The following is a 22,782-nucleotide window of genomic DNA, read 5'->3' as shown; positions in this document are numbered from 1 at the left end:
GAGTAAAAGCGTCAAAAATATTCAATAAGAAAAAAGAGAAAAATGTTATGAACTATTGGAAAGATTTGTTTCGAGAGCATATCCTCGCCCGGGGGGAAATGTACTATTACGACGGTGCAGTTCAGGATCTTGAGAAAACAGAACACGGCTATCATGCCGTAGTGGAGGGCACGGAGGACTACGAAGTAGATATCGAAATAGAAGACGGGCGGATCTGTGAAATGTACTGCACCTGTCCCTATGCGGACGACGGGAACAACTGCAAACATATGGCGGCTGTGCTCTATGAGATCGAGGAACAGGAAGGCTCAGATAGCCTGGTAGAAGGTTCATCTGGTTCAGAGCAGGCGGAAGAAGATCTGGAGGAAATTATTGAAAAGATTCCGGAAACGGAACTGCGCTCTTTTGTCAAGCAGCTGGCCGGGCGGGACGATGAGATCCGCAATACATTTATGACCAGATACGCGGTGAAGATAGATGAAAAGCAGATGTGCCGGTTAAAGGAGGGCGTCGACCAGATCGTATGGGAGCACGGCGACAGGAGCGGGTTTATCGATTACCGGAATGCGTGGGATTTTACCCGTGAGATGGACAGCTATCTGGAAGACAAAGCGGATACATTGATGGAACGGAACTGCTGGCGGCAGGCGTTTGAACTGACCAATTATGTTTTCAAGACGATTGGGAATGTAGATATCGATGATTCGGACGGTGGCATATCGCAGGTTGCGAATACATGTTATGATAAGTGGAAAGAAATACTGGAGAACTGTACCGAAGAAGTCAGAGATGAAATGTTTACATGGTTTACAAGCCATCTGGCATGCGATTATGTCATAGATTACATGGAAGAATATATGGAAGATTTCCTGGCCCATGAGTTCCGGAGCCGTGAAATGCTGGAGAAAAAGCTGGAGTATCTGGATGAAAGGATCGAAAGGCAGACATCTTCCACGGATTGCGGAAATACGTGGAGCGCCCGTTACGGCTATGAGAATAATATCCTGAAGCGGCTGGAAATTATGGATCAGCTGGGGTATCCGGAGGAAGAGATCAGGGAATACCGAAGGCAGCACTGGAGATTTTCTGCGGTAAGAGGGCTGGAAATTCAGGAGAATATTGAGCACGGTGAACTGGACGAGGCGGTTCGGATCCTGAAGGAGAGTAAAGAGCTGGACAGCGGATATCCGGGGCTGGTCGCACAGTACAGCAGGCAGCTGATTTCCATATATGAAACACAGGCGGATGAAAAGGCTTACAAAGAAGAACTGCAGTACTATGTTCTTGAGTGCCCGCAGCATGATCTGGCACACATCCAGAAGATGAAAGCAGTCTGTACAGAGCAGGAGTGGGAGCAGTACCGGGAACAGATCCTGCAAAGCCGGAACAGCTGCACTATCCTGTATCCTTTCATGGAAGCGGAAGGGATGTATGAACGCATGCTGGAGTGCGTGCAGAAAGAACCGTTTATCTTCAATGTGGACAAATATGAAAACGTGCTGAAAAAGAAATTCCCGGAGCAGATGCGGGACATATACATATCATATGTACATAAACAGGCAGAGAGAACCGGAGACAGAAAACGGTACAGGGAGCTGATACAGTACCTTAAGAAGATCCGGCGGTATCCCGGCGGGAAAGAAAAGGCGGCTGAGATCGCGGAGAACTGGCGGGCGCTGTATTCCCGCAGGAGCGCTATGATGGATGAACTGCAGAAAGCAGGATTTTAAGGAGAGGAAAGGAAAAATAAAATGGCTGAATGGAAGAATGTTACGGATACTTTTTCGGAGGAGCAGAGACATTATAATGGAAAATATCTGGAAATTGATGAAGTGTATAATGATGAAGTTGAGGTCAGTGTGTTTTCGGCTGATGATGAACCGTATGAAATTTATTTCAGTTATGATAAGTACTATGGAATCGTTTATGCTGAAAAAGAGAAGGTCTATGAAATCCGGGACGAGATGAAACAGGAACTACAGGCTGAATACGACAAAAGCAGAAAAGTGTCAAATGAATTTATTCGGAAGTTTTCTAAAAAATATGACGTATGCATGCCGAATGATATTTACTTTAATTTTGATATTATGGATTTCTTCTAAGGGAATACCGTACAGTACAAGGATAAACGGCACAGGGACAGGCGGGAAAGTCTGTACAGTATTGGTGCTGATAGCGTTCCCGCTTTGGGTAAAATAATAAGAAGAATGCGGAGTATGGGACGTGCTGTATGGACAAGGCTTTTTGGATGCGGTGCGCCTATCAAGAGAATAAAATGACTTTATAAAGTGAAAGTGCGTAAATAAAATCAATAATAGCTTTAGAAACAACAGGGAGAGGAATAAGATGGGCGTTATTATTGAGTTCCAAAGTACTATTTCGGTTGAGGAATTTTGTAGACTGCGAGAGGCTGTTGGATTTCAAAAATTAACAATAAAACAGGCGGAAAAAGTTTTGTCAAATACATCTTTTATAGTAAATGCAGTTTGTGAAGGGAAAAGTGTCGGTGTTGTTCGTGTACTGACAGATAAGGTTACGGATGCATATATAACAGACGTGATCATCAGTCCGGATTTTCAAGGGCTAGGATTAGGAAGGAAGATCATGGATAGAGTATTAGAACAGTTGAATGAATATTCGGTAAGCAGTGTAAAACTGGCGTGCAGCCTGTATGCTAATCCGGGAAAAGAATTGTTTTATGAAAAATTTGGTTTTCAAACACTGCCCAATAATAAGTATGGATGTGGAATGCTGCTTGAATTGAAACAACCATGATATAGACGAGGACTTGAAAGGTCACAGCCTTGCAAGTCATATATGTATCATGTGTGTATAAACAAGCGTAGAGAATCGGTGGCAGAAAACGGTACAGTGAACTTAGGCGGAGATACTGGCACTAAAGTAGTGCGAAATGAGCATGACTTTTTTCTCCCCTGCATACATTGTAAAAACGATGTTTGCAGGGGGATTTTTTTGAAAGATTACATTGAGGAAAGAGCCGTGGAGATTGCTGATTATATCATAGAGAATAACGCGACTGTGAGGCAGACGGCGAAGCGGTTCCGGATCAGTAAGAGTACGGTACATAAAGACGTCACGGAACGCCTTCTCCAGATCAATCCGTCTCTTGCTCGCGAGACCCGCAAAGTGCTGGACACGAACAAGTCCGAGCGGCATATCCGGGGCGGGATGGCGACACGGGAAAAGTATCTGCATCAGCATACTTAGATATTGGGCTAAGTGAATATTGTTTAAAATCACTTGATGCAAATTTGTATCAGGTGATTTTTTGGTAAAGAGAAATTTTATTGAATGCAAATTATAGACTGAAATATGAGAAAATCTCTCAAATATTGTTTACAAAAATGAAAAAACGAATATAATAGAAGGTGAGAGAGAATAAAAACTTGTGGTGTTGAAACAAAATGGAGGTAGACACAGATGTTATGCCAGTTTACAGTAAAAAACTTTAAAAGCATTCGTGACGAGATGACATTTGACATGCAGGCAGCCGCCATTTCTGAACATGAGGACAGGATAATCAAAGATAAAGATGGAGAAGTATTTCTTCCAGTATCGGCTGTGTACGGACCGAACGGCGGGGGAAAATCCAATGTGCTGGAGGCGCTGCACAATCTGGTGTTCAAGGTGTTGAGACCATTATATGCGACCAGCGATAATGAAAATGCAGCGATCCGGATCAAGAGAATATTGATCGAGCCGTTTGCATTTTCCGCAGAAACCGCAAATGCACCAACGGAGTTTGAATTATTTTTCAGAACTGAACTGGCAGAATACCGATATAAACTGACTGTCAGGAAAGACCTGATCGAATATGAAAGACTGGACCGGGTAAAGCTGGAAACTGGACGCAGATCAGCGCTCTTTGAAAGAGACGAAAATGAAATTACTCTGAAAGGCGTGTTTTCCAAATTAAAGATCAGTGAAGATTTGTCCGAAACACTCCCGCTGCTTTCCTACTTGGGCATTACTTACGCAAAAAATGAAGTGGTTCAGGATGTATTGAGTTGGTTTGACGATGGAATTGATTTCCTGAATTACGGAAATCCACGTCAGGAACTGCGCATGGCGATTTCAAATTCAGAGCATGTGAAGAAACTGATGCTGGATATGATACAGGAAATGGATCTGGATATTGTAGACTTTCGGGTAGAAGAGAGAGAACATGACCGGATTGAAGTATTCACAAAACATGTTGTTGACGATTACGAGGCGGAGTTGAATCTGTTTGATGAGTCTAGCGGAACAAAGAAGCTGTTCGGCCTTCTTCCGTTTATTGCGAAAAGCCTTTCGGTGGGAACAACACTTGTCATTGATGAGCTAGATGCGAAGATCCATCCGGTTCTTCTGAAATACATCATTATGATGTTTAATGATATGAAGATCAACCAGCATGGCGCACAGCTGATTTTCACATCACATGATCTGTCTACAATGAACAGTGAGGTGTTCCGGAGAGATGAAATCTGGTTTGTGGCAAAAGGAAACAAAGAGAACTCTAAATTGTATTCACTGGTGGAGTTTAAAAATGACAAGGGTGAGTCGGTGCGGAAGGATGCAAAATTTGACAAGCAGTACCTGGAAGGGAAGTATGGGGCGGATCCATACCTCAGGAAGATTATAGATTGGGGGAAGGTCAATGCCTAAAAAAGCCGGGATGGAGGCGTGGAAGAAAAAGCGCCGCAAGGAATATCTGGAAAAGAAACAATTCCGATATTATATATTTTGCGAAGGACAGCAGACAGAACCGTTATATTTTGAAGGATTTAAAAGACATATCGAGGAAAATCCGATTTACCGGGACATGGTTCTGATCGAAATAGAACCTTGTCAGGCGGAAACCATGCGGGTAATCGGCATGGCCGAACGATATGTGAAAAAGAACAAAATTCAAAAGGGGCAGATCTGGTGCGTATATGACAAAGACAGTTTTCCGCCGGAACATTTTAATGGTGTCGAACAGCGGGCAAGGCAGTTGAGTCAGGATAATCCAGATCTGCAGTATCATGCTGCGTGGAGTAGTGAGTGTATCGAATTCTGGTTTTTGCTGCATTTCGCCTATTATACTTCCAATAATCATCGGGCGGAATATATATCATTTCTGAATGATAGGTTCCAGGAACTGGGGATTGGAAAGTATCAGAAGAATATGAAAGATATTTTTGAAATATTGATGGAAAAGGGGGATCCGAAACTGGCGATCCGATATGCGAAACGGATCATAAAAGATGGACAAGGGAAGACGTCGGCAGAGATAGCACCGGGAACGAAGGTGTATGAGTTGGTGGAGGAACTGGCGAAGTATTTGCCGGATATAATGCGGACCAGAATTGTACTGTAGAAAGGAGAATGAATAATAGCGAAAGAAAAGTTTAAATATATTGTGGCAACGGCCCAAAATCCTAAGTGGGGACAACTGATATCACGTCAATCAGAGCTGTATTCATGAGATGATGAAATATCTAGTCTATTTGTATGAGGGTATGTTTATATATTACATTCACTAACGTAGATACAGTTGAATAATAAGAGTAAATGATATTTGTTTAGCAAGATACAAAGGAGATTATATGGAAAATCAAGATATTTTTAATAGTATTCTTAGGGGAAATGCAGTTTTAATTACAGGATCCGGAGCACATTTGAATGTAAAGACACCCCATGGAGAGAGGTTCCCTTCAGGAGTGAATTTGGCTAGTCAATTATATAATCTATGTGGTATTGATCATCCAGAGAATCCATGGGATTTGCAGGATGCAGCAGAAACATACCAAGAAATGTTTTCATCAGCTGATTTAATACAAGAAATTAAAAATCAATTACGCGTAGGAAAAATTGAAAAGGAGCATAAGGGACTTTATTCCTTTAAATGGCAAAGAGTTTATACAACAAATTATGACGAAGTCCCTTTAATTGCTACAAGCAAAATGGATCATGCTTTATCTTTGATACCTATTACTTTAAAGACTCATCGTTCAGAGCACGATTTAGAAAAAAATCTATGTATATACATTAATGGGTATATAGGAAAACTTACTGAACAAAGTCTCAATGATGAGTTTAAACTTACTGGTAGAAGCTATTTGGCAGCAGAAGGTTTGAAGGATAGTGAATGGGGGGCAGTATTTGGTGAGGATCTAGAAACTGCAGATTGTATTGTTGTTGTAGGACTTTCACTAGATTACGACTTAGATATTAAACGATTTATTTTTAATAAAAATGTCATTAATAAAACAGTATTTATAGAGTCGTCCCAAATTACGTTAGATAAAAAAAGAAAACTGGAAAGATTAGGGTGTGTTAAGTCGGTTGGAATGAAGGCGTTTGTTCAGGAATTATCGGAATATGCAAGTAAACATCCCATTCGTATAGATAACGGTCTTCATTATTATAAGGCGTTTGAAGCCTTTAAACCGAAGAATCCGATTAAAAGTGCGACAACTTTTGAAGTACACGATTTGTTTATGATCGGTCAGATTAATGACTCCTTATGGTATAGAAAAGCTGGAAAGTATAATAATTTAATATTCCGAAAAAAAATACATGATGTTATTAAATGCATAAATGATGGAATAAAAGTTATTTATTTACATGCAAATTTGGGAAATGGAAAGACTATTTTTATTGAGTCATTAAAACATCAACTTCAAAATAAAGGGATTAAATTTTTTACGCTTAAAGAAGATTACGAAGGAGTTAAAGGGAAAGATCTTAAAAATATTATTAAAGAAAATGGACGGAAAATAGTAATTATTGAAAATTATTATAATTTTTTATCCGTTTTAGGACAGTTTGCTCTATATAGTTTATCAGATGTTCAATTTGTTTTATCGGCGAGAACAGTGCTTTATGATACACGTATTCTTGAGGTAAATGATATACTTAAAATCGGTGAAGGAGAAAGTGCAATTTTTGATTTGAATAAACTGGATAGAGGAGAAATAGCGCAAATACAAACGATTATAAATGATAATGGATTGTGGGGAGAAAAAAGTAATTTGTCACCGACTATGAAGCGCCGATTATTAACAGGAAAAGGACAAGGAAATTGTGAACTACAGGGAATTATGTTGCTTTTGGTAAATTCTACAGATATGAAAGAAAGGATTAACAATGTCGTAAAAAATATAAAAGAGATGCCGGGTAATTATTTTGATGTTTTAATTCTAGCATTATTAATAAAGACAATGAGTTTAAATATCAGTGCTAATGATATGAGTAAAATTTTAGATGTAAAAATTGCATTGGATACAAATTTTACTGAGGATCCTAATGTGCAAGAGATATTAGAGTTTTCTTCAGGAACGGCGGGATTTAAACTTAGATCTGCAGTAACTGCAAAAGCAATTTTAGAAGAATTAGAATGCAATGAAACCATAATTAAGGTGCTCTCTAAGACAGCGCACTATGCCGATCATTATTCATCTACAGAAAAGTATGAAAATATATTAAAAAATATTATATCATACTCGCATGTGAAGACATTTTTGATAAATTCTGGACAGAAAGAAGCTTTTCTTATCAATTATTATAATGAGTTAAAGGATCTAACGTATTATAAAGAAAATTCATTCTTTTGGTTACAGTTCTCTATTGCATGTACGAATGTAGGAAGATATGAATTGGCACAGACATATTTAGATAATGCATATAGTTGGTTTAGAGAATCGGATAATGTTGTTCCATTTCAGATGGATACACAACAAGCTAAGTTGAATTTACTATTGATTGAAAAGAGAAAAACTTTGGACATAAAAGAAAAATTCTTACAAGCTCATGAACTTTTGATGAAACCAGTTATATCTATTAAAGATAATCCGGTTAAACAAATTATAAGTTTTTGGTCTTATACTAAAAAAATAATAAAAAATCAAATGATAAGTAATGGATATGAAAAAGAGTATAGCCTATGCTGTTCTGAAGCGTATAATAAAGTTCAAGATTATTTGAAGCATTCTAGAGACAAATGTGATAAGGACAACTTGACTAAACTTTCACAATCACTACTAAAATGTTCACTTGAAAATATATATTCAAAACGGAGTAAATAAAAATTATTTTACCTTGACATTGCTAGACGTCACGGAACGCCTTCTCCAGATCAACCCTACCCTTGCCCGCGAGGCCCGCAAAGTCCTCGACACCAACAAATCCGAGCGTCACATCCGGGGCGGGATGGCGACAAGAGAAAAATATCTTCATCAACACGGTTAAAACGTCCTGAACATCCGATACAGAGTGATATATCGGGAATATAAATTTGACGCCTGCCGCCGGAGGAGATGTGCTATACTGGCTATATCCAGGAACTGATCTGGCGGGGAGGCATCAAATGAAGATCGTAATCGTAGAGAGCGAGCAGCAGACAAGAGAGACAATTGAAAAGACTGTGAAGACTGCGCTCCCGGACGCTGTTCTGGCGGGGAATGCAGAGAACGGCAGGGACGGATGCAATCTGATCCGCGCGGAAAAGCCGGACCTTGTTATCATGGATATCCGGCTTCCGGGAATGGGCGGCCTGTCTATGCTGCGGAAGCTCCGTGCAGAGAAAAATAATGCACGTGTGCTCATTGTCACTGCGGATACAGATTTCGGGCACGCCAGACAGGCGATCACCCTGGGTGTGGATGATTATATCCTTAAGCCGTTCGGCACCGCACAGCTGAGGACAGCCATTCTTCGGATCCGGGATAAAGTCAGGGAAGAGCAGGTGATGGGGAAGGCATTTAATCTGCAAAATATTTTTACTGGATGTCTCAACGGACAATTGACCCCAGACCGTCAGTTCCATCAGATGACACAGGAAAAGTTCGGGTTTACATTGGAGGATCCGGGCGCCCTGTTTGTGGTATGGCTTGGATCCGGGTACACGGAACAGAGGGAACAGGTCTGCGGCATGTTGGAGAAAGCAGGCGCGGGACAGGGATTTTCTGTCTGTCCGGTGCCTGTTGACACATGGCATCTGGTGGCGGCAGCGGTGTACCGTACTGACCAGAGTGCGGCGGCTCTGTCTTCTGACAAGGGCTTTGCCGTTTTCAGGGAACAGGTTGTCCCTGTGCTGAGCGGCAGTATCCGGGGCGAGGTCGTATGCCTGTGGGAAGAGACAGAGCATATGTGTGATTTCCCGGAAGCGCTGAGAAATCTCCGGCAGATCCGGGAGTGGAACCTGCTCTTTGACCGGGGCAGCCTGATCCGCCGCAGGGATGTGGAGAAAATGGAGATCGTGCCTCTGAAATATCCGGCTGCGCTGGAGGCGCAGGTCCGACGCGCGGTGCTGGATGAGAACGGCGAGGAGATCAAAAAGTGTTATTACCGGCTGTATGACCTCTTCCGGGCGGAGCCGCACAGTCCGCGGGAGATCAAAGAATGTCTGATACGGTTCGATCTGTCGGTATTGGGTGCGTATAAGACAAGATATGAGGTGAAGTCTGAGCTGAGTGTACAGCACAGCATGCACCTGATCGCAGAAGCCATCAGCTGGAGACAGATCAGGACAGCGATGCAGGCTTTTTTCGATGTGATGGATTTCAATGCCTTTGAGGAGGCTGGGGATGCAGAGCTGAGCGATCTGGTACGCAAGGCGGTGCAGATGGTCAGGAAACATTATGACCAGGGGATCCGTCTGGAGGAGATCGCATCCCGGCTTTTCGTCTCGGAAGAATATCTGAGCGCGCAGTTTAAGAAAGAGACAGGAATGGGATTTGCGGAGACAGTGAGGATGCTCAGGATCGAGCGGATCAAGAGCCTGCTGGCGGGTACCCGGCTGAAGCTGAACCAGATCGCAGAGCTGACAGGATATACGGACCCCAAATATATGAGCAGGGTATTTAAGGAGGAAGTGGGCATGCTCCCCACGGAATTCCGCAAGTCGATCCATTAAAAAAATTCACCTTTTTTAAAAAATTCCCCCTTTTCAGGCAGGGAAATTGTGGTAGTATGAATGGCGGTAACCGGAAAGCCCGGAATTGCCGCTGTTTTATCACAGCATGGCAGCAGAGGGCGTTTATGAAAAAAGAGGTGAGATGAATAATGAACGAAATGAAACTTACGTTCAAAACTCCGGATGAGATCGTTGAGTTTGTAAGGACAGTGTCCAAATATGAATTCGATGTAGACGTCAGGAGAGGCAGAGTCGTAGTTGATGCAAAATCGTTGCTTGGTATTATGCATCTTGGACTCAACAGTGTGCTGGAACTGAAGATGCATACAGGTGACGGAAGAGAGTTGGAGACAGAACTTCTGAAGTATGCGGCATAGGCGATGAGACGGTCCGAGCCGGATAAATGAAAATGATAAAAATGTGAAAAGATCCCGGTATAGATGATATGCCGGGCTTTTTTGCGCGGTGCGCCTGGCAGACAGCTGTCAGCATCAGCAGTGCTGCAGGCTGGAAAAGGAAATGAATGCAGTAAAAATATATAGTAAATATCGGTAAAGTCCGCCATGTAAACAGTAAATATCGTTCCTTGAGTATCCGGACGCCGGGACGTATAATGTGTGCAGGATAAGGAAGAACAAAGAATACAGAAAGAACAATGCAGCAGGCTGAGCAGCGGAACAGGAAGAAGGGGGACCAGTATGGGGAAAAAACAGATCAAAGAAAAAGAAAGGCTTCTTTTTACGAACCGGGCGCTGGCGGCGCTGATCCTGCCGCTGATCGTGGAGCAGTTCCTGGCTGTCCTCGTAGGCATGGCGGACTCGGTGATGGTGGCGAGCGTGGGTGAGGCGGCCGTGTCCGGAGTCTCGCTGGTAGACAATATCATGGTCCTGTTTACCAATCTTTTCGCAGCCCTCGCCACCGGAGGCGCGGTCATAGCCGGACAGTATCTCGGGCAGAAAAACGGAAAACTTGCTTCCCGCGCGGCGACACAGCTGATCTGGTTCACTACGATCCTGGCTGTGGTGATCATGGCAGTCATATACTGCGGGAAATGGTTCGTCCTGCATGTGGTGTTCGGCCAGATCGATGCGGATGTCATGGGACACGCGGATACGTATCTGATGATCGTCACGGCTTCCATCCCGTTTATCGCGCTGTACAATGCGGGCGCGGCCATATTCCGCGCGATGGGGAACTCGAAAGTCTCCATGCAGGTGGCTGTGATCATGAATGTGGTGAATGTTGCGGGAAATGCCATCCTGATCTATGGATTCCGCAGAGGGACAGAAGGCGTGGCCATCCCTACGCTGGTATCCCGCATTACGGCGGCTGTACTGATCATCTTTATGCTCAGCAGGAAAGAAAATGTGATCCATATAGAAAAAACATTCCGTTTCCGGCCGGACTGGACGATGGTGAAACGGATTCTGGGGATCGGGATCCCCAATGGCCTTGAGAATTCCATGTTCCAACTGGGGAAGATCATCGTGCTCAGCCTGGTGTCCACTTTCGGTACATATGCGATCGCGGCGAATGCGGTCTGCAATGCAGTGGCGAATTTCCAGGTGCTTCCGGGCATGGCGATCAACCTGGCGGTCACAGCGGTCATCGCCCGGTGCGTGGGCGCGGGAGATTATGAGCAGGCAGAGTATTTTACTAAAAAACTGATCCGCCTGGTTTACCTGTGCATGTGGGGAGTCAATCTCATCGTACTGTGCGTGATGCCGCTTGTGCTCTGGGCGTACAACCTGTCAGACATTACTGCGCAGACAGCGCGCAGCGTCCTGTATTTCCACAGTGTGAGCGCATGTCTCATATGGCCGGTGTCTTTCACTGTTCCCTCAGCCCTCCGGGCAGCCGGAGACGCGAAGGTGACGATGGTCATATCCCTGGCTTCCATGTGGATCTTCCGTATTATTTTCAGCTATGTGCTCGGCGGCTGGCTCGGACTGGGCGTGCTCGGCGTGTGGATTGCCATGGTCATTGACTGGTGCGTGAGGGCGGTATGCATGACTCTGAGATACAAGGCGGGCAAGTGGAAGCAGATCCACTCCATATAAGATCAGGCAGATCTGGGTGGAGATTGCTCCATCGCGCTCCATACAGGGCGGGAGAAATGCCGCGGAGAAGTGCTGTGCGCAGATGCTGGGAGTAAATGCTGAGAGTAAATGCTGAGAGTAAATGCCGTGGTACAAGAAATGCTTGTAAAACCAAGGACGCTCCACTATAATGGATACAGAAGAACAAGCGGTCCGGCGTTTCAAGAGCAGCAGGGCCGTATTTTACAGGAGGAAGACGTTGAAGAATGAATTAGTGATCGTGCTCGATTTCGGCGGGCAGTATAATCAGCTTGTCGCGAGACGCGTGAGAGAATGTAATGTGTACTGTGAGATTTATTCTTACAAGACAGATATCCAGAAGATCAAAGAGATGAACCCTAAGGGGATCATCCTGACCGGCGGGCCGAACAGCTGCTATCTGCCGGATTCTCCGACCTATACGGATGAGTTGTTCAAACTGGGGATCCCGGTGCTCGGCCTGTGCTACGGCGCCCAGCTCATGATGCATGTGCTCGGCGGCGAAGTGAAAAAGGCGGATGTCCGCGAGTATGGAAAAACGGAAGTCCTGATCGACAAGACTTCCTCAAAAGTATTTACGGATGTGTCTACGCCGACGATCTGCTGGATGAGCCATTTTGACTATATCGCGCAGGTGGCTCCGGGGTTTGAGATTTCCGCCCACACAGCGGACTGCCCGGTGGCGGCAGCGGAGAATGAGGCAGAGAAGCTTTATGCGATCCAGTTCCATCCTGAGGTGCTCCACACTGCAGAAGGCACAAAGATGATCAATAATTTCGTGAAGAATGTGTGCGGCTGCGCGGGAGACTGGCGGATGGATGCATTCGTGGAGAGCTCGATCGCGGCGATCCGTGAGAAAGTGGGAGACGGCAAAGTGCTGCTGGCATTATCCGGCGGCGTGGATTCCTCTGTGGCAGCAGGTCTTCTGTCCCGAGCCATCGGCAAACAGCTTACATGCGTATTTGTAGACCATGGCCTTCTCCGTAAAAATGAGGGAGATGAAGTGGAAGCCGTATTCGGGCCGGACGGAGACTTCGACCTGAACTTTGTCCGCGTGAACGCGCAGGAGAGATATTACAGCAAGCTGGCCGGCGTGACTGAACCGGAGCAGAAGCGCAAGATCATCGGTGAAGAATTCATTCGTGTGTTTGAGGAAGAGGCGAAGAAGATCGGGGCTGTGGACTTCCTTGCACAGGGAACGATCTATCCGGATGTGGTAGAGAGCGGCCTGGGCGGAGAATCCGCAGTGATCAAGTCCCACCACAATGTGGGCGGTCTTCCGGATTATGTTGATTTCAAAGAGATCATAGAGCCACTGCGCGATCTGTTCAAGGACGAAGTGCGCAAGGCCGGTCTGGAACTGGGGATCCCGAAAGAGCTGGTGTTCCGTCAGCCGTTCCCGGGACCGGGACTGGGGATCCGCATTATCGGCGAGGTGACTGCGGAGAAAGTAAAGATCGTGCAGGATGCGGATGCAATATACAGAGAAGAGATCGCAAATGCAGGGCTGGATCAGGATATCAATCAGTATTTCGCAGCGTTGACAAATATGCGTTCCGTCGGAGTCATGGGGGACGAGAGGACTTATGACTATGCAGTGGCGCTCAGGGCGGTGAAAACGGTTGATTTTATGACAGCCGAGGCGGCGGAAATCCCGTATGAAGTGCTCAATAAGGTGATGAGCAGGATCATTAATGAGGTGCGGGGGGTAAACAGGGTATTTTATGATCTGACGAGTAAACCGCCGGGGACGATAGAGTTCGAATAGACACCACATCTCTGGAAAGCCTTATTTTGCAGGCTTTCCAGAGATTTTTCTCTTTTGTTGGCTACAAATTGGCTACACCTGCCATTTGGCTACCATTCGGAACTGTCGTTCCGTTTATCACATTTTCAAGCTGGGCAGCTACTTCTGCCTGTTTATTCGGATACAGATGACTGTAAGTATTTAAGGTCGTCTGTATTTTTTCATGTCCGAGCCGGTCTGCAATCAGGAGAGGCTGGCATCCCATTTCGATCAGAACATATAATTATGCGAGGTCGCCGCTATACAGCCCCGCCACTCACCTCCACATGTTCTGTAGTGTGTCAGTCTTATAGGAAAATAATTATGTATGAAAAAGAAATCGGACAGCTGCTATAAGACCGCGGGAAACATAACATTTTTAACTTTGATCATAAGAAAAGATAAAAAAGTGTAAGAAATAAATAAGGCGGTCAAAAGAGTGTAGAAAAAAGATAAATAATCTGATGGGATGGAAAAACGGATGATGTAAAATAATTCTATACGAATGTACTGGAAGAAGGGAGAGAAAAAAGTGAGGAAAACAAAATGTACAATACTGTCATCATTGCTGATCGGCAGTATGGTCGCGGGCGTATTATCACCGATGGCAACATCGGCAGCAGAAGTGACAAATGTGGCTAAGGGAAAATCCGCTGTGGTTGGATTTGCTGAAGAAGTGTCTGATATTTCACCGGAAAACACTATGTCACCGGCAGCTCTGGCAGTGGACGGACAGCATGGCGATTACAGATATTATGCAGCCTGGAATGATAAATATGAGGGTATTGCAGAAGATGAACGGCCATCGGTTTACTTTGAAGTGGATCTGGGCAAATCTTATGAGCTGTCTTCTGTAAAAATGTGGCGTTACTGGGAAGACGGCAGATCATATCAGAATACAATGATCGTTGCATCCGAAGATGAAACTTTTGATGACAATGATGCTGTAATCTATAGTTCTGTAACAGAGGAAAAATATACATATGGACTTAATACAGACTTAAATAATCCTGATGAAACATATGCAGAAACAGCAGAAGGCAAAGAGTTTAGCGTGAATGACGGGATTTCCGGAAGATATATTCGTGTGTATATGCGTGGAAGTAAAAAAATAAATGGTGACTATCATGCGGGTAATCATTTGGTAGAACTGGAAGTATATGCATCGAAAGGAAGCGGAGAAACTGACCCAGAACAAACAAAAACAGCATTTAAAAATGCAGAAGTTTATCAGAGTTTCCCGACACATTATCAGGACAAACAGAGTAATTATCAGAATGGGACACAGCTGCATATTGCGGGACAGGTTACACATCCTGATATAGTAAAGGTTGACGGTGGATGGAATGGATATGAATACTGGATGGTATACACGCCGAATGTGTCTGTAACTTCACAGTATGAAAATCCGTATATTGCAGCTTCAAATGATGGGGAAAACTGGATTGAGCCGGAAGGAATAAAGAATCCGATTGAACCGGAACCGATTTCCACACGTTTCCATAACTGCGATGTAGATATGGTATATAACAAAAAAATGAATGCTATGATGGCATACTGGAATTGGGCAGATGACAATGGAGACCAGGGTGCAGAAGTTCGAATGAGAGTTTCCTACGACGGGATTCACTGGGGAGTTCCGGTTACTTATGATGAAGAAACAGGCATCTGGGCAAAACCTAAAGATGAATCGGAAAGAACATTGAAAGACGCGACAGTGGATCAAGATGGAATTGATAATTCCTTTATTACGGTCATTGCGTCAAAAGACAGATATGATATGCTGTCCCCTACATTTACATATGATGAAACGAGAGATATTTTTGTGATGTGGGCAAATAACACGGGTGACGTAGGGTATAATAACGGACAGAATAATTTTGTGGAGACAAGATGGTCAGAAGACGGGATCAACTGGTCAAAACCAGAAAGAGTAGAAAATTTTCTTGCTGTGACAACAGAGGGAGAAAAACTTGCACCGTGGCATCAGGATGTCTCATATATACCCGAGTTGAAAGAGTACTGGGCTTTTTCACAGTGCTTTACAGGGGGAAATCCGGACGGATCGATGTTGTATCTGACAACTTCAAAAGACGGCATCCACTGGGAACAGGTCGGAACTGAACCGATTCTTTCTCCGGGAAAAGGGGATGCGTGGGACAGTTTTCAGATTTATCGCTCCACCTTTTTATACGAAGACGGTGTTGTAAAAGTATGGTATAGCGCTTTGCAGGACGGAACTGCGAATAAAGAAGTGATGGATCCGGAGGGGAATCTCACTATTAAAGCCGGCCCGCATGATAACCGGGTTTGGAGGATCGGCTATACGCAAAGCAGCTATCTTGATATTATGAAAATACAGACCGGTGACGAAAATTTTACACAACCGGAAATTGTAACAGGGGAAAAGCTTGTCTTGAAAAGCCCCAGCGAACAAATTGAAGTCGGAGAAAGCATACAGCTTACAGTTGGATTTGAGCCGGAAGATACGTCAGACCAGCTTGTGATTTACAATTCATCCGATGAATCAGTGGCAAAGGTGTCGCCGTTTGGAATTGTGAGTGCGCTGAAACCGGGAACCGCTGAAATCAAAGCAGAAACAAAAGACGGTATCAGTGCCACAATAGAAATTAAGGTAAGTGAGCCAGAGCAGCAGACTGGGTCAGACATTCTTGTATATTTATCGGATATGGAATGGGAAAGCGATTTATGCGGAGAGACAAAACTGGATACTTCAATCGACGACAGGTATGAATTAAAACTGTTAGTAAACGGCCGGGAAAAGACGTTTGCTAAAGGTTTGGGGACACAGGCAGACTCTGAAATTGTTTATGACATTGAGGACAAAGGGGTTAAGAAGTTTCAGGCGTATGCAGGTGTAAACAGAGCCAAACTTAATGATTATAATGCGGATCAGCAGAAAAATGCAGTCGTTGAAGCTTTTGAAGTTGAAGTGGACGGGAAAGTTTTGGAAAAGACCGGCGAAATGAATCCGTCAATGGATGCCTACAGATTTGATGTGGAGATTCCGAAGAATGCCAAAAAACTTACTTTGAGAGTAAAATCCGGAGAAGTAACATATTATGACTGGTCGGACTGGGCAGATGCAAAAGTTGTGATTGATTCAGAAAATCTGGAAAATCTGGCGCTCGGCAAAGAGGTCAGCATAAAAAAAACATCTGATGATTCAGATGAAAATGTAAACAGCGAGAAACCGAAAGAAATGGTAACGGACGGAGTAATCGACAACTCAAGTTATTGTGATTTCGGAATAGATGACGAACGCCGATCTGCATATTTGCAGGTTGATTTGGGAGCAAACAATCTTATTTCAAAGATCAATATGTGGAGATATTGGAAAGACGGAAGAACTTATGACGCCACTGTGATCGCAGTGTCAGATAATAAAAACTTTACGAATCCGACAGTTGTTTATAACTCAGACCGTGATAATGTCCATGGATTTGGCGCAGGGCAGGATGAACTTTATGCGGAGACGGAAGCTGGAAAAGAGTTTAAATTCAGTTCGCCGGTAAAAGCAAGATATATAAGAGTTTACACATATGGAGTGAAAGACGGAGGTACAACAAATCACGTTGTTGAATTGCAGGCGCTTGGGGTAAACTTAAATTCTGATGACGAAGAGCCGGTAGAACCGGGACCGGAGAAACGAATTACAGTTGATAATGAGAATCCTTTGTTGATAATGCCGCTGTATGGCAAATCATATGATGCGAGTACAGACACGGCGGTCCTCGACTGGGGCGACACTTTAGTCGGACGTTGGAATTCCGTGCCTGATGATCTAAAGGATAATGCGGTTATCGAACTGCATCTTGGAGGTAAAATCGGACTAAACGAAGGCGATGGACACACGGCGGCGGCATTTTATGAAAACCAGTTAAAAATTGCTGAAAAAAATAATATACCGATTGTCCTGGTAGTAGCAACGGCAGGACAGCAGCCATATTATACCGGAGTGGCAAATTTGCCGTCGGAATGGATTGACCAGATGTTCAAAGAGTACACATGCCTTAAGGGAATCATGTCTACGGAAAATTATTGGACAGATTATCAGAAAGTTGCCACCATGGGAGAAGAGTATCTCAAAATCGCACATGAGAACGGCGGATATTTTATCTGGAGTGAACACCAGGAAGGCGTTATAGAACAGGTGATTGCAAATCCTAAATTTAACAAGGCGCTGAAGAAATATTCTGACAGCTTTATTTTTACGTGGAAAAATACACCGGCAGGAACAAACTCAAATGCCGGAACTGCAAGTTATATGCAGGGGCTGTGGCTGACCGGAGTAGTTGAACAGTGGGGAGGTCTTGCAGATACATGGAAATGGTATGAAAAGCGTTTTGGGAAATTATTTGGCGGTAATCAGCAATATATGGCCGGTGGCGAAGAGGCAAGACCGGTAGCTACTGAGCCGGAAGCGCTGCTTGGAATTGAAATGATGAGTATTTATACCAACGGCGGATGTGTGTATAATTTTGAGCATCCGGCATATGTATATGGCTCCTATGATCAGGTTTCACCGGCGTATGAAAATGTAATTGCAGAATTTATGCGCTATGCCATTGAGAATCCTGCGCCAAGCAAAGAGGAAATCCTTGCGGATACAGAAGTTGCATTTTATGGGAAACTAAGTGTGCTGAAAGAACAGGGAAATATGCTGCAGCAGGGAATTAACTGGGATGACGCGACTCTTCCGACACAGACCACCGGACGGTACGGACTGATTCCCGCAGTTCCGGAAGCTGTTGATGAGTCAGTAGTGGAAGAAACATTTAAAGGAAAAACAATCCTGAATCAGAATTCTCCGGAATTAGCGAAAGACCGAAAGTCTGAATTCTTTGCCGATGAATATGAGGAAATGTATGAAGGAGACGGATTCGCACAGTTAGTCAATGATGTATGGTATTTATATAACAGCAATGTGAACATTAACGAAGATCAAAATGTGAAAATCCAAGTGGATAAAAATACCTCAATGAATGTGACCATGACACCACATACTTATGCGATCGTTGAAGATACAGAACAGGGAATATCGGTTTATCTTAATAATTATCGTGTAGACAAAGATTCTATTTGGGAGAATTATGGATCCGCGCCTAATAATGAAAGATGGGATACGGATCATAATACATATTTGCAGGACTGGATAAGAGACACTTATATTCCAAATCCTGATGATGATGAATTCCGAACAACAACATTTGTAGTATCAGGTGTTGAAAAAGCTCCGACTATCGAAGTGATAAGAGGTTTAGATGATCAGTATGTGAAACCAAGCGTAGAGTTCGATCCGGCGGAAAATACAGCTACGGTTATACTGGAATCCAATGGATATGTTGACTTTGTGATTTGTACTGAAGACGAAAAAGAGCCGGAGCCATCAGTAGACAAAGCAGAACTGAAGGAACTGATCGGAAAAGTAGAAAGCATGGATCTGAGCAAATACACAGAAAAAAGCTCCGCGGCAGTCCGAAATGCACTTGAAGCGGCAAAAACTGTGATGGACAGTGCGAGCGCCACACAGAAGGATGTGGATGATGCATTGGCCCTGCTTCAAGAAAGTATAGACAAATTGGAAGAAGCAGCAGTAAAACCAGATGCGTATGAGGATGACAAAGATGGTAATAGCGGCAGCAATAACGGAAGTGATCCTGATGCTGGGAAGAATACTGGCAGAGAAACCGATGCAAATGCCCTGAATACAGGAGATAACACAGATTTTTCCATATGGTTTATTCTGGCAGTGATGAGTTCAATGGCGGTTATGACAATTAGAAGAAAACGCAGCAGATGGAATTAGTTCATTCTATTATCAGAAAAATAAGGTGATTACAATCAATAACGCCGGTGCGGGATTTTGATAATCCAGTACCGGCGTTGTTGATTTCACAGGGGCTTGGGAGTATAGCCTTCATACACAAAATGCGATCGCAAGAAAAAAGCAAGAATCTAAGCATGGAGTTTTTTTCAGATGATGTTAAAATAATAATATCTGTTTTGCGAAAGGAGGCAAGATTACATGCCCAAAACGACCCTGATCGATTGCCGTATTAAAAAATATGCCTATCGAGAAGTATCACAAATATATCAGGAACTAGATGTATCACAGGATGGTCTGTCACAAGCACAGGTTGATGTGATGCGGGAAAGATATGGTGCAAATAGTTTTTCGCAGCGAAAAAATGATACCATGCTACGACGACTGAGGCGGGCATTTATCAATCCATTTAATATCATTCTTTTTGTTCTGGGAATGATTTCATTGGCTACGGATGTGGTTCTTGCATCTGATTTTACAAGAAATGCAACTACTGCCATTATTATTTTTTCTATGATCCTGATCAGTGGCGCAATCCGTCTGATCCAGGAAATTCGTGCAAAGAACGCATCGAAACAGTTAAACCGGCTGATACACGAAAGTATCACGGTAAGGCGGGATGGAGAGGTCAAAGAAATACCGGCAGAGGAACTGGTAGTTGGAGACATTGTTCTTCTTTCAGCAGGTGACCGTGTTCCGGCAGACCTCAGGCTGACAAAGGTCAGTGATCTTTTTCTCTCACAGGCAGCTATTACAGGGGAAAGTGCAATTCTGGAAAAAAATGTTCAGGCGTTTAGTTACAGTAATTCGGAATCATTGACACAGCTGGAGAATCTTGCGTTTATGGCAACAACCGTCATCAGTGGAAAAGGTGAGGGTATTGTGCTGGCAGTGGGAAAAGACACTCTTTATGGCAGTTTTGCGAAAGAAGATTCCGATGAAAAACAGTCTTTTCAAAAAGGAGCGAATTCTATTGCCTGGGTTATGCTTCGTTTTATTGCGGTGTTGATTCCAATTGTATTTATTCTTTTGAAGATTACAGGCGGTAAATGGTTGGAGTCCTTTGCATTTGCACTGTCTGTTGCCGTTGGATTGATGCCGGAGATGCTGCCAATGGTGATTACAGCCTGCCTTGCAAGGGGTAGTCTGAACATGAGCCGAAAACAGACGATCATTAAAGATATTAATGCCATGCAGGGATTTGGCAGCATGGATGTACTCTGTATGGATAAGACGGGAACACTGACCAATGAAAGTATCCTTTTGGAATATTATATGGATGTGTTGGGAAACGAAAGTGATAAGGTATTAGATCTTGCTTTTTTAAACAGTGCCTATCATTCAGGTGTATGCAATCCCATTGATAATGCGATTCTTGCCTGTCAGACGATGCCTGGACATGAGCAGCATTTGGGCCGTCTGTGCTGCTGTTTCTAACTGAGCAATGATGTCTTTTTCCTCTTCTTTTCGATTTGTATTAAAAGGTTCATACTCAAAAATAAGAAAAAACCGTCGCGAGACGGCCTCCCTTGAACTCAATTTTTTTACAAACTGAATGTAATCTTTCTGCAGTTCCCGACAGTGAGGATCGGTTTCACGATCCAGTTCCAGTGCAGCCTGCTCCAGATGTTTGTTGATATCTGCCTTTTTAGAGATCATCTTGATCTGCAGCTTCACAGGGCTGATCTTCAGATATGAGATAAAGCTGTAAATAATTCCCTGTTGTTCCCGAGCGCTTCTAAGAAGAAAGTTAATCGGATCAATCTCCAGAATTTTTATATAACGGTGATCTGTCGTATAAACGATACCGTTCATGATCTTTTCGATAGGAAGATAATCCTCAAGTGTCTGATCCTTCCGTTTTTTATCGGCGGACTTCTGTTTCTGGACAGAGGCCGTTTTCTGTTCAGCATATCGCGCATTCCGTTTCGCCTGCTTATCCGCTTTTTTCGCATCCCGCGCATCCTGTCGCTCCTTGCGGGCTGCCTGTTTCTGCGCGGACCGGGCTGCTTTCTGAGCCTGAATTTTCTGATGTTTTTCCTGTCTTTTTTCATATTTTAAAATTCGGATATCCTCCCGGGCCTGTCTGCGGATTCCATGCTTGGTTGATGTATCAAACTGACGACGCTCTTTTTTTTTAACGAGTGTCTCTTTCTCCTTAGCAGCTTTCTCGGTCTGATTGTCATTGCCATCACGTGCAGAACGACGTTTCTTTTTTGTTTTCTTCGACTTCGGCTCCTTACTGCGGGATTTCACTCTCTGCTTTGGAGCGGGAGCATCCGGAATCTTGTCCGACCGATAAATGATCCGCCGATCCTTTATAAAAAGAAGAGCGCTGCCAAGAAAAGCAGTGATGCTCATTCCTCCGATACCGATCAGTGAGATCATAAAAAGAGGAAGCGCAGTCATACAGAGAATGATGATCCGTACAGTTACCGAGAATGGAAGCTGCAGAACCGGATAAGTGATTAAAGCTGCAATAACGCCGCCTTCAATCGCGTTGCGAATGTCAAACATGCCACCTAAGATCTTACCTTTTTCAATAAAATTCGGCGGGATGAGAGTGGGTTTCTGGTTTTCCTGTTCGCTCATTGGCTCACCTCCGATCCTGCAGACTGCGTTGAGGTGATATCGTCATAGCCGCCTTCCTGCCTGGTTTCCACTTGATCGGTTGTAACCGTAGGCAGCGAGTCATCCGTCTGTTTTTCGTAACTCCGCTGTTCTGTCGAAAACTCAGCCTCTTCGTCTCCGAATAAAAGAACACCCAGATCACCGATATATTGAACCGGCAGCCGGGTGCTGTCAGAGAGCTGGAAGAAAAGTCTGGTTGTATTGTTATCCGGATATGTGGTTTCATCCGGAAGGAAAGTAACGGATTTGATTTCGTCCCGTCCTGAATTCTTCAGATAAACAGGAAATAGGGCCTTTAAATCTGCAGTTACGCTGTCGGGGAAAAAAGAGGACAGCTTTTCAAATCCGGTATATTCTAAATCTGAACTCTCTTCATTGGGCGTTAAGTCATCCCTGTTAGAGCTTGCCAGATCTGTTTGTTTTTCTGAAGTGTTTTTGCTTGATCTCCAGAGGCTGGGAAGTACGATTCCGATGACCACCAGAATGATCAACAGCAAAATGGCAAGAATTACCCTAAGTTTGCTCATTGTATAAAAAC

The 22,782-nt window shown here is 43.9% G+C and carries 13 protein-coding genes and 4 pseudogenes; 14 read left to right on the top strand and 3 right to left on the bottom strand.

Annotated features, from left to right (window positions below; translation table 11 throughout):
• Nucleotides 1-47 precede the first annotated feature (47 nt).
• The 12 genes and pseudogenes from B5G27_RS06500 to guaA all read left to right on the top strand — a co-directional run bounded on the left by B5G27_RS06500 (nt 48) and on the right by guaA (nt 13,747).
• Nucleotides 48-1,730: an SWIM zinc finger family protein gene (locus B5G27_RS06500; RefSeq protein ID WP_087178087.1), complete on the top strand. Its 1,683-nt coding sequence runs from the start codon at nt 48-50 to the stop codon at nt 1,728-1,730.
• A gap of 21 nt (nt 1,731-1,751) precedes the next feature.
• Entirely contained in the window at nt 1,752-2,102 is a 351-nt protein-coding gene (locus B5G27_RS06495; RefSeq protein ID WP_087178086.1) for a hypothetical protein, read from the top strand.
• Between the two features lie 244 nt (nt 2,103-2,346).
• Complete coding sequence (locus B5G27_RS06490) at nt 2,347-2,775, top strand: GNAT family N-acetyltransferase (RefSeq protein WP_087178085.1); 429 nt, start codon at nt 2,347-2,349, stop codon at nt 2,773-2,775.
• Nucleotides 2,776-2,973: 198 nt separating this feature from the next.
• Nucleotides 2,974-3,228, top strand: a complete 255-nt coding sequence (gene spoIIID, locus B5G27_RS06485; RefSeq protein ID WP_087178084.1) for a sporulation transcriptional regulator SpoIIID — start codon at nt 2,974-2,976, stop codon at nt 3,226-3,228.
• A gap of 213 nt (nt 3,229-3,441) precedes the next feature.
• Nucleotides 3,442-4,668: an AAA family ATPase gene (locus B5G27_RS06480; RefSeq protein ID WP_087178083.1), complete on the top strand. Its 1,227-nt coding sequence runs from the start codon at nt 3,442-3,444 to the stop codon at nt 4,666-4,668.
• Nucleotides 4,661-5,362: an RloB family protein gene (locus B5G27_RS06475; RefSeq protein WP_087178082.1), complete on the top strand. Its 702-nt coding sequence runs from the start codon at nt 4,661-4,663 to the stop codon at nt 5,360-5,362. Before B5G27_RS06480 ends, B5G27_RS06475 begins: the two co-directional genes overlap by 8 nt.
• A 229-nt stretch (nt 5,363-5,591) precedes the next feature.
• Complete coding sequence (locus B5G27_RS06470; RefSeq protein ID WP_087178081.1) at nt 5,592-8,072, top strand: hypothetical protein; 2,481 nt, start codon at nt 5,592-5,594, stop codon at nt 8,070-8,072.
• A 25-nt stretch (nt 8,073-8,097) separates the two neighbouring features.
• Nucleotides 8,098-8,235: pseudogene (locus tag B5G27_RS06465) on the top strand (sporulation transcriptional regulator SpoIIID); the annotation flags it as partial.
• Nucleotides 8,236-8,353: 118 nt separating this feature from the next.
• Complete coding sequence (locus tag B5G27_RS06460) at nt 8,354-9,901, top strand: response regulator (protein WP_087178079.1); 1,548 nt, start codon at nt 8,354-8,356, stop codon at nt 9,899-9,901.
• Between the two features lie 149 nt (nt 9,902-10,050).
• Nucleotides 10,051-10,278, top strand: coding sequence for an HPr family phosphocarrier protein (locus B5G27_RS06455; RefSeq protein ID WP_087178078.1), 228 nt, complete (start codon nt 10,051-10,053; stop codon nt 10,276-10,278).
• 321 nt (nt 10,279-10,599) lie between these two features.
• Nucleotides 10,600-11,961 (top strand): MATE family efflux transporter, encoded by a 1,362-nt coding sequence (locus B5G27_RS06450; protein ID WP_206608981.1) that lies wholly within the window; start codon nt 10,600-10,602, stop codon nt 11,959-11,961.
• Nucleotides 11,962-12,199: 238 nt separating this feature from the next.
• Nucleotides 12,200-13,747 (top strand): glutamine-hydrolyzing GMP synthase, encoded by a 1,548-nt coding sequence (gene guaA / locus B5G27_RS06445; RefSeq protein ID WP_087178178.1) that lies wholly within the window; start codon nt 12,200-12,202, stop codon nt 13,745-13,747.
• 61 nt (nt 13,748-13,808) lie between these two features.
• Here the strand turns inward: guaA and B5G27_RS16405 are convergent.
• Nucleotides 13,809-14,003 (bottom strand): annotated as a pseudogene (locus tag B5G27_RS16405) (site-specific integrase); the annotation flags it as partial.
• A gap of 294 nt (nt 14,004-14,297) precedes the next feature.
• Here B5G27_RS16405 and B5G27_RS06435 point away from each other — a divergent pair.
• Entirely contained in the window at nt 14,298-19,595 is a 5,298-nt protein-coding gene (locus tag B5G27_RS06435) for a glycoside hydrolase family 98 domain-containing protein (protein ID WP_162611205.1), read from the top strand.
• Between the two features lie 219 nt (nt 19,596-19,814).
• A pseudogene (locus tag B5G27_RS06430) lies at nt 19,815-21,035 on the top strand (HAD-IC family P-type ATPase); the annotation flags it as partial.
• Here the strand turns inward: B5G27_RS06430 and B5G27_RS16400 are convergent.
• Together B5G27_RS16400 and B5G27_RS06415 are read right to left on the bottom strand one after the other, a co-directional pair.
• A pseudogene (locus B5G27_RS16400) lies at nt 21,015-22,205 on the bottom strand (PrgI family protein); the annotation flags it as partial. The pseudogenes B5G27_RS06430 and B5G27_RS16400 overlap by 21 nt on opposite strands.
• Nucleotides 22,202-22,771, bottom strand: coding sequence for a DUF5038 domain-containing protein (locus tag B5G27_RS06415; RefSeq protein WP_087178076.1), 570 nt, complete (start codon nt 22,769-22,771; stop codon nt 22,202-22,204). The pseudogene B5G27_RS16400 and the gene B5G27_RS06415, both read right to left, overlap by 4 nt.
• Between the last annotated feature and the right edge of the window lie 11 nt (nt 22,772-22,782).

Source organism: Lachnoclostridium sp. An76 (genome assembly GCF_002161355.1).
GTDB lineage: Bacteria > Bacillota > Clostridia > Lachnospirales > Lachnospiraceae > Mediterraneibacter > Mediterraneibacter caccavium.
This window is presented reverse-complemented; position numbering and strand designations above follow the sequence as displayed.

Bases quoted from the DNA above. Each gene is read 5' to 3' on its own strand.
- B5G27_RS06500 (WP_087178087.1), top strand. From the start codon at position 48: ATGAACTATTGGAAAGATTTGTTTCGAGAGCATATCCTCGCCCGGGGG.
- B5G27_RS06495 (WP_087178086.1), top strand. From the start codon at position 1,752: ATGGCTGAATGGAAGAATGTTACGGATACTTTTTCGGAGGAGCAGAGA.
- B5G27_RS06490 (WP_087178085.1), top strand. From the start codon at position 2,347: ATGGGCGTTATTATTGAGTTCCAAAGTACTATTTCGGTTGAGGAATTT.
- B5G27_RS06480 (WP_087178083.1), top strand. From the start codon at position 3,442: ATGTTATGCCAGTTTACAGTAAAAAACTTTAAAAGCATTCGTGACGAG.
- B5G27_RS06475 (WP_087178082.1), top strand. From the start codon at position 4,661: ATGCCTAAAAAAGCCGGGATGGAGGCGTGGAAGAAAAAGCGCCGCAAG.
- B5G27_RS06470 (WP_087178081.1), top strand. From the start codon at position 5,592: ATGGAAAATCAAGATATTTTTAATAGTATTCTTAGGGGAAATGCAGTT.
- B5G27_RS06460 (WP_087178079.1), top strand. From the start codon at position 8,354: ATGAAGATCGTAATCGTAGAGAGCGAGCAGCAGACAAGAGAGACAATT.
- B5G27_RS06455 (WP_087178078.1), top strand. From the start codon at position 10,051: ATGAACGAAATGAAACTTACGTTCAAAACTCCGGATGAGATCGTTGAG.
- B5G27_RS06450 (WP_206608981.1), top strand. From the start codon at position 10,600: ATGGGGAAAAAACAGATCAAAGAAAAAGAAAGGCTTCTTTTTACGAAC.
- B5G27_RS06415 (WP_087178076.1), bottom strand. From the start codon at position 22,771: ATGAGCAAACTTAGGGTAATTCTTGCCATTTTGCTGTTGATCATTCTG.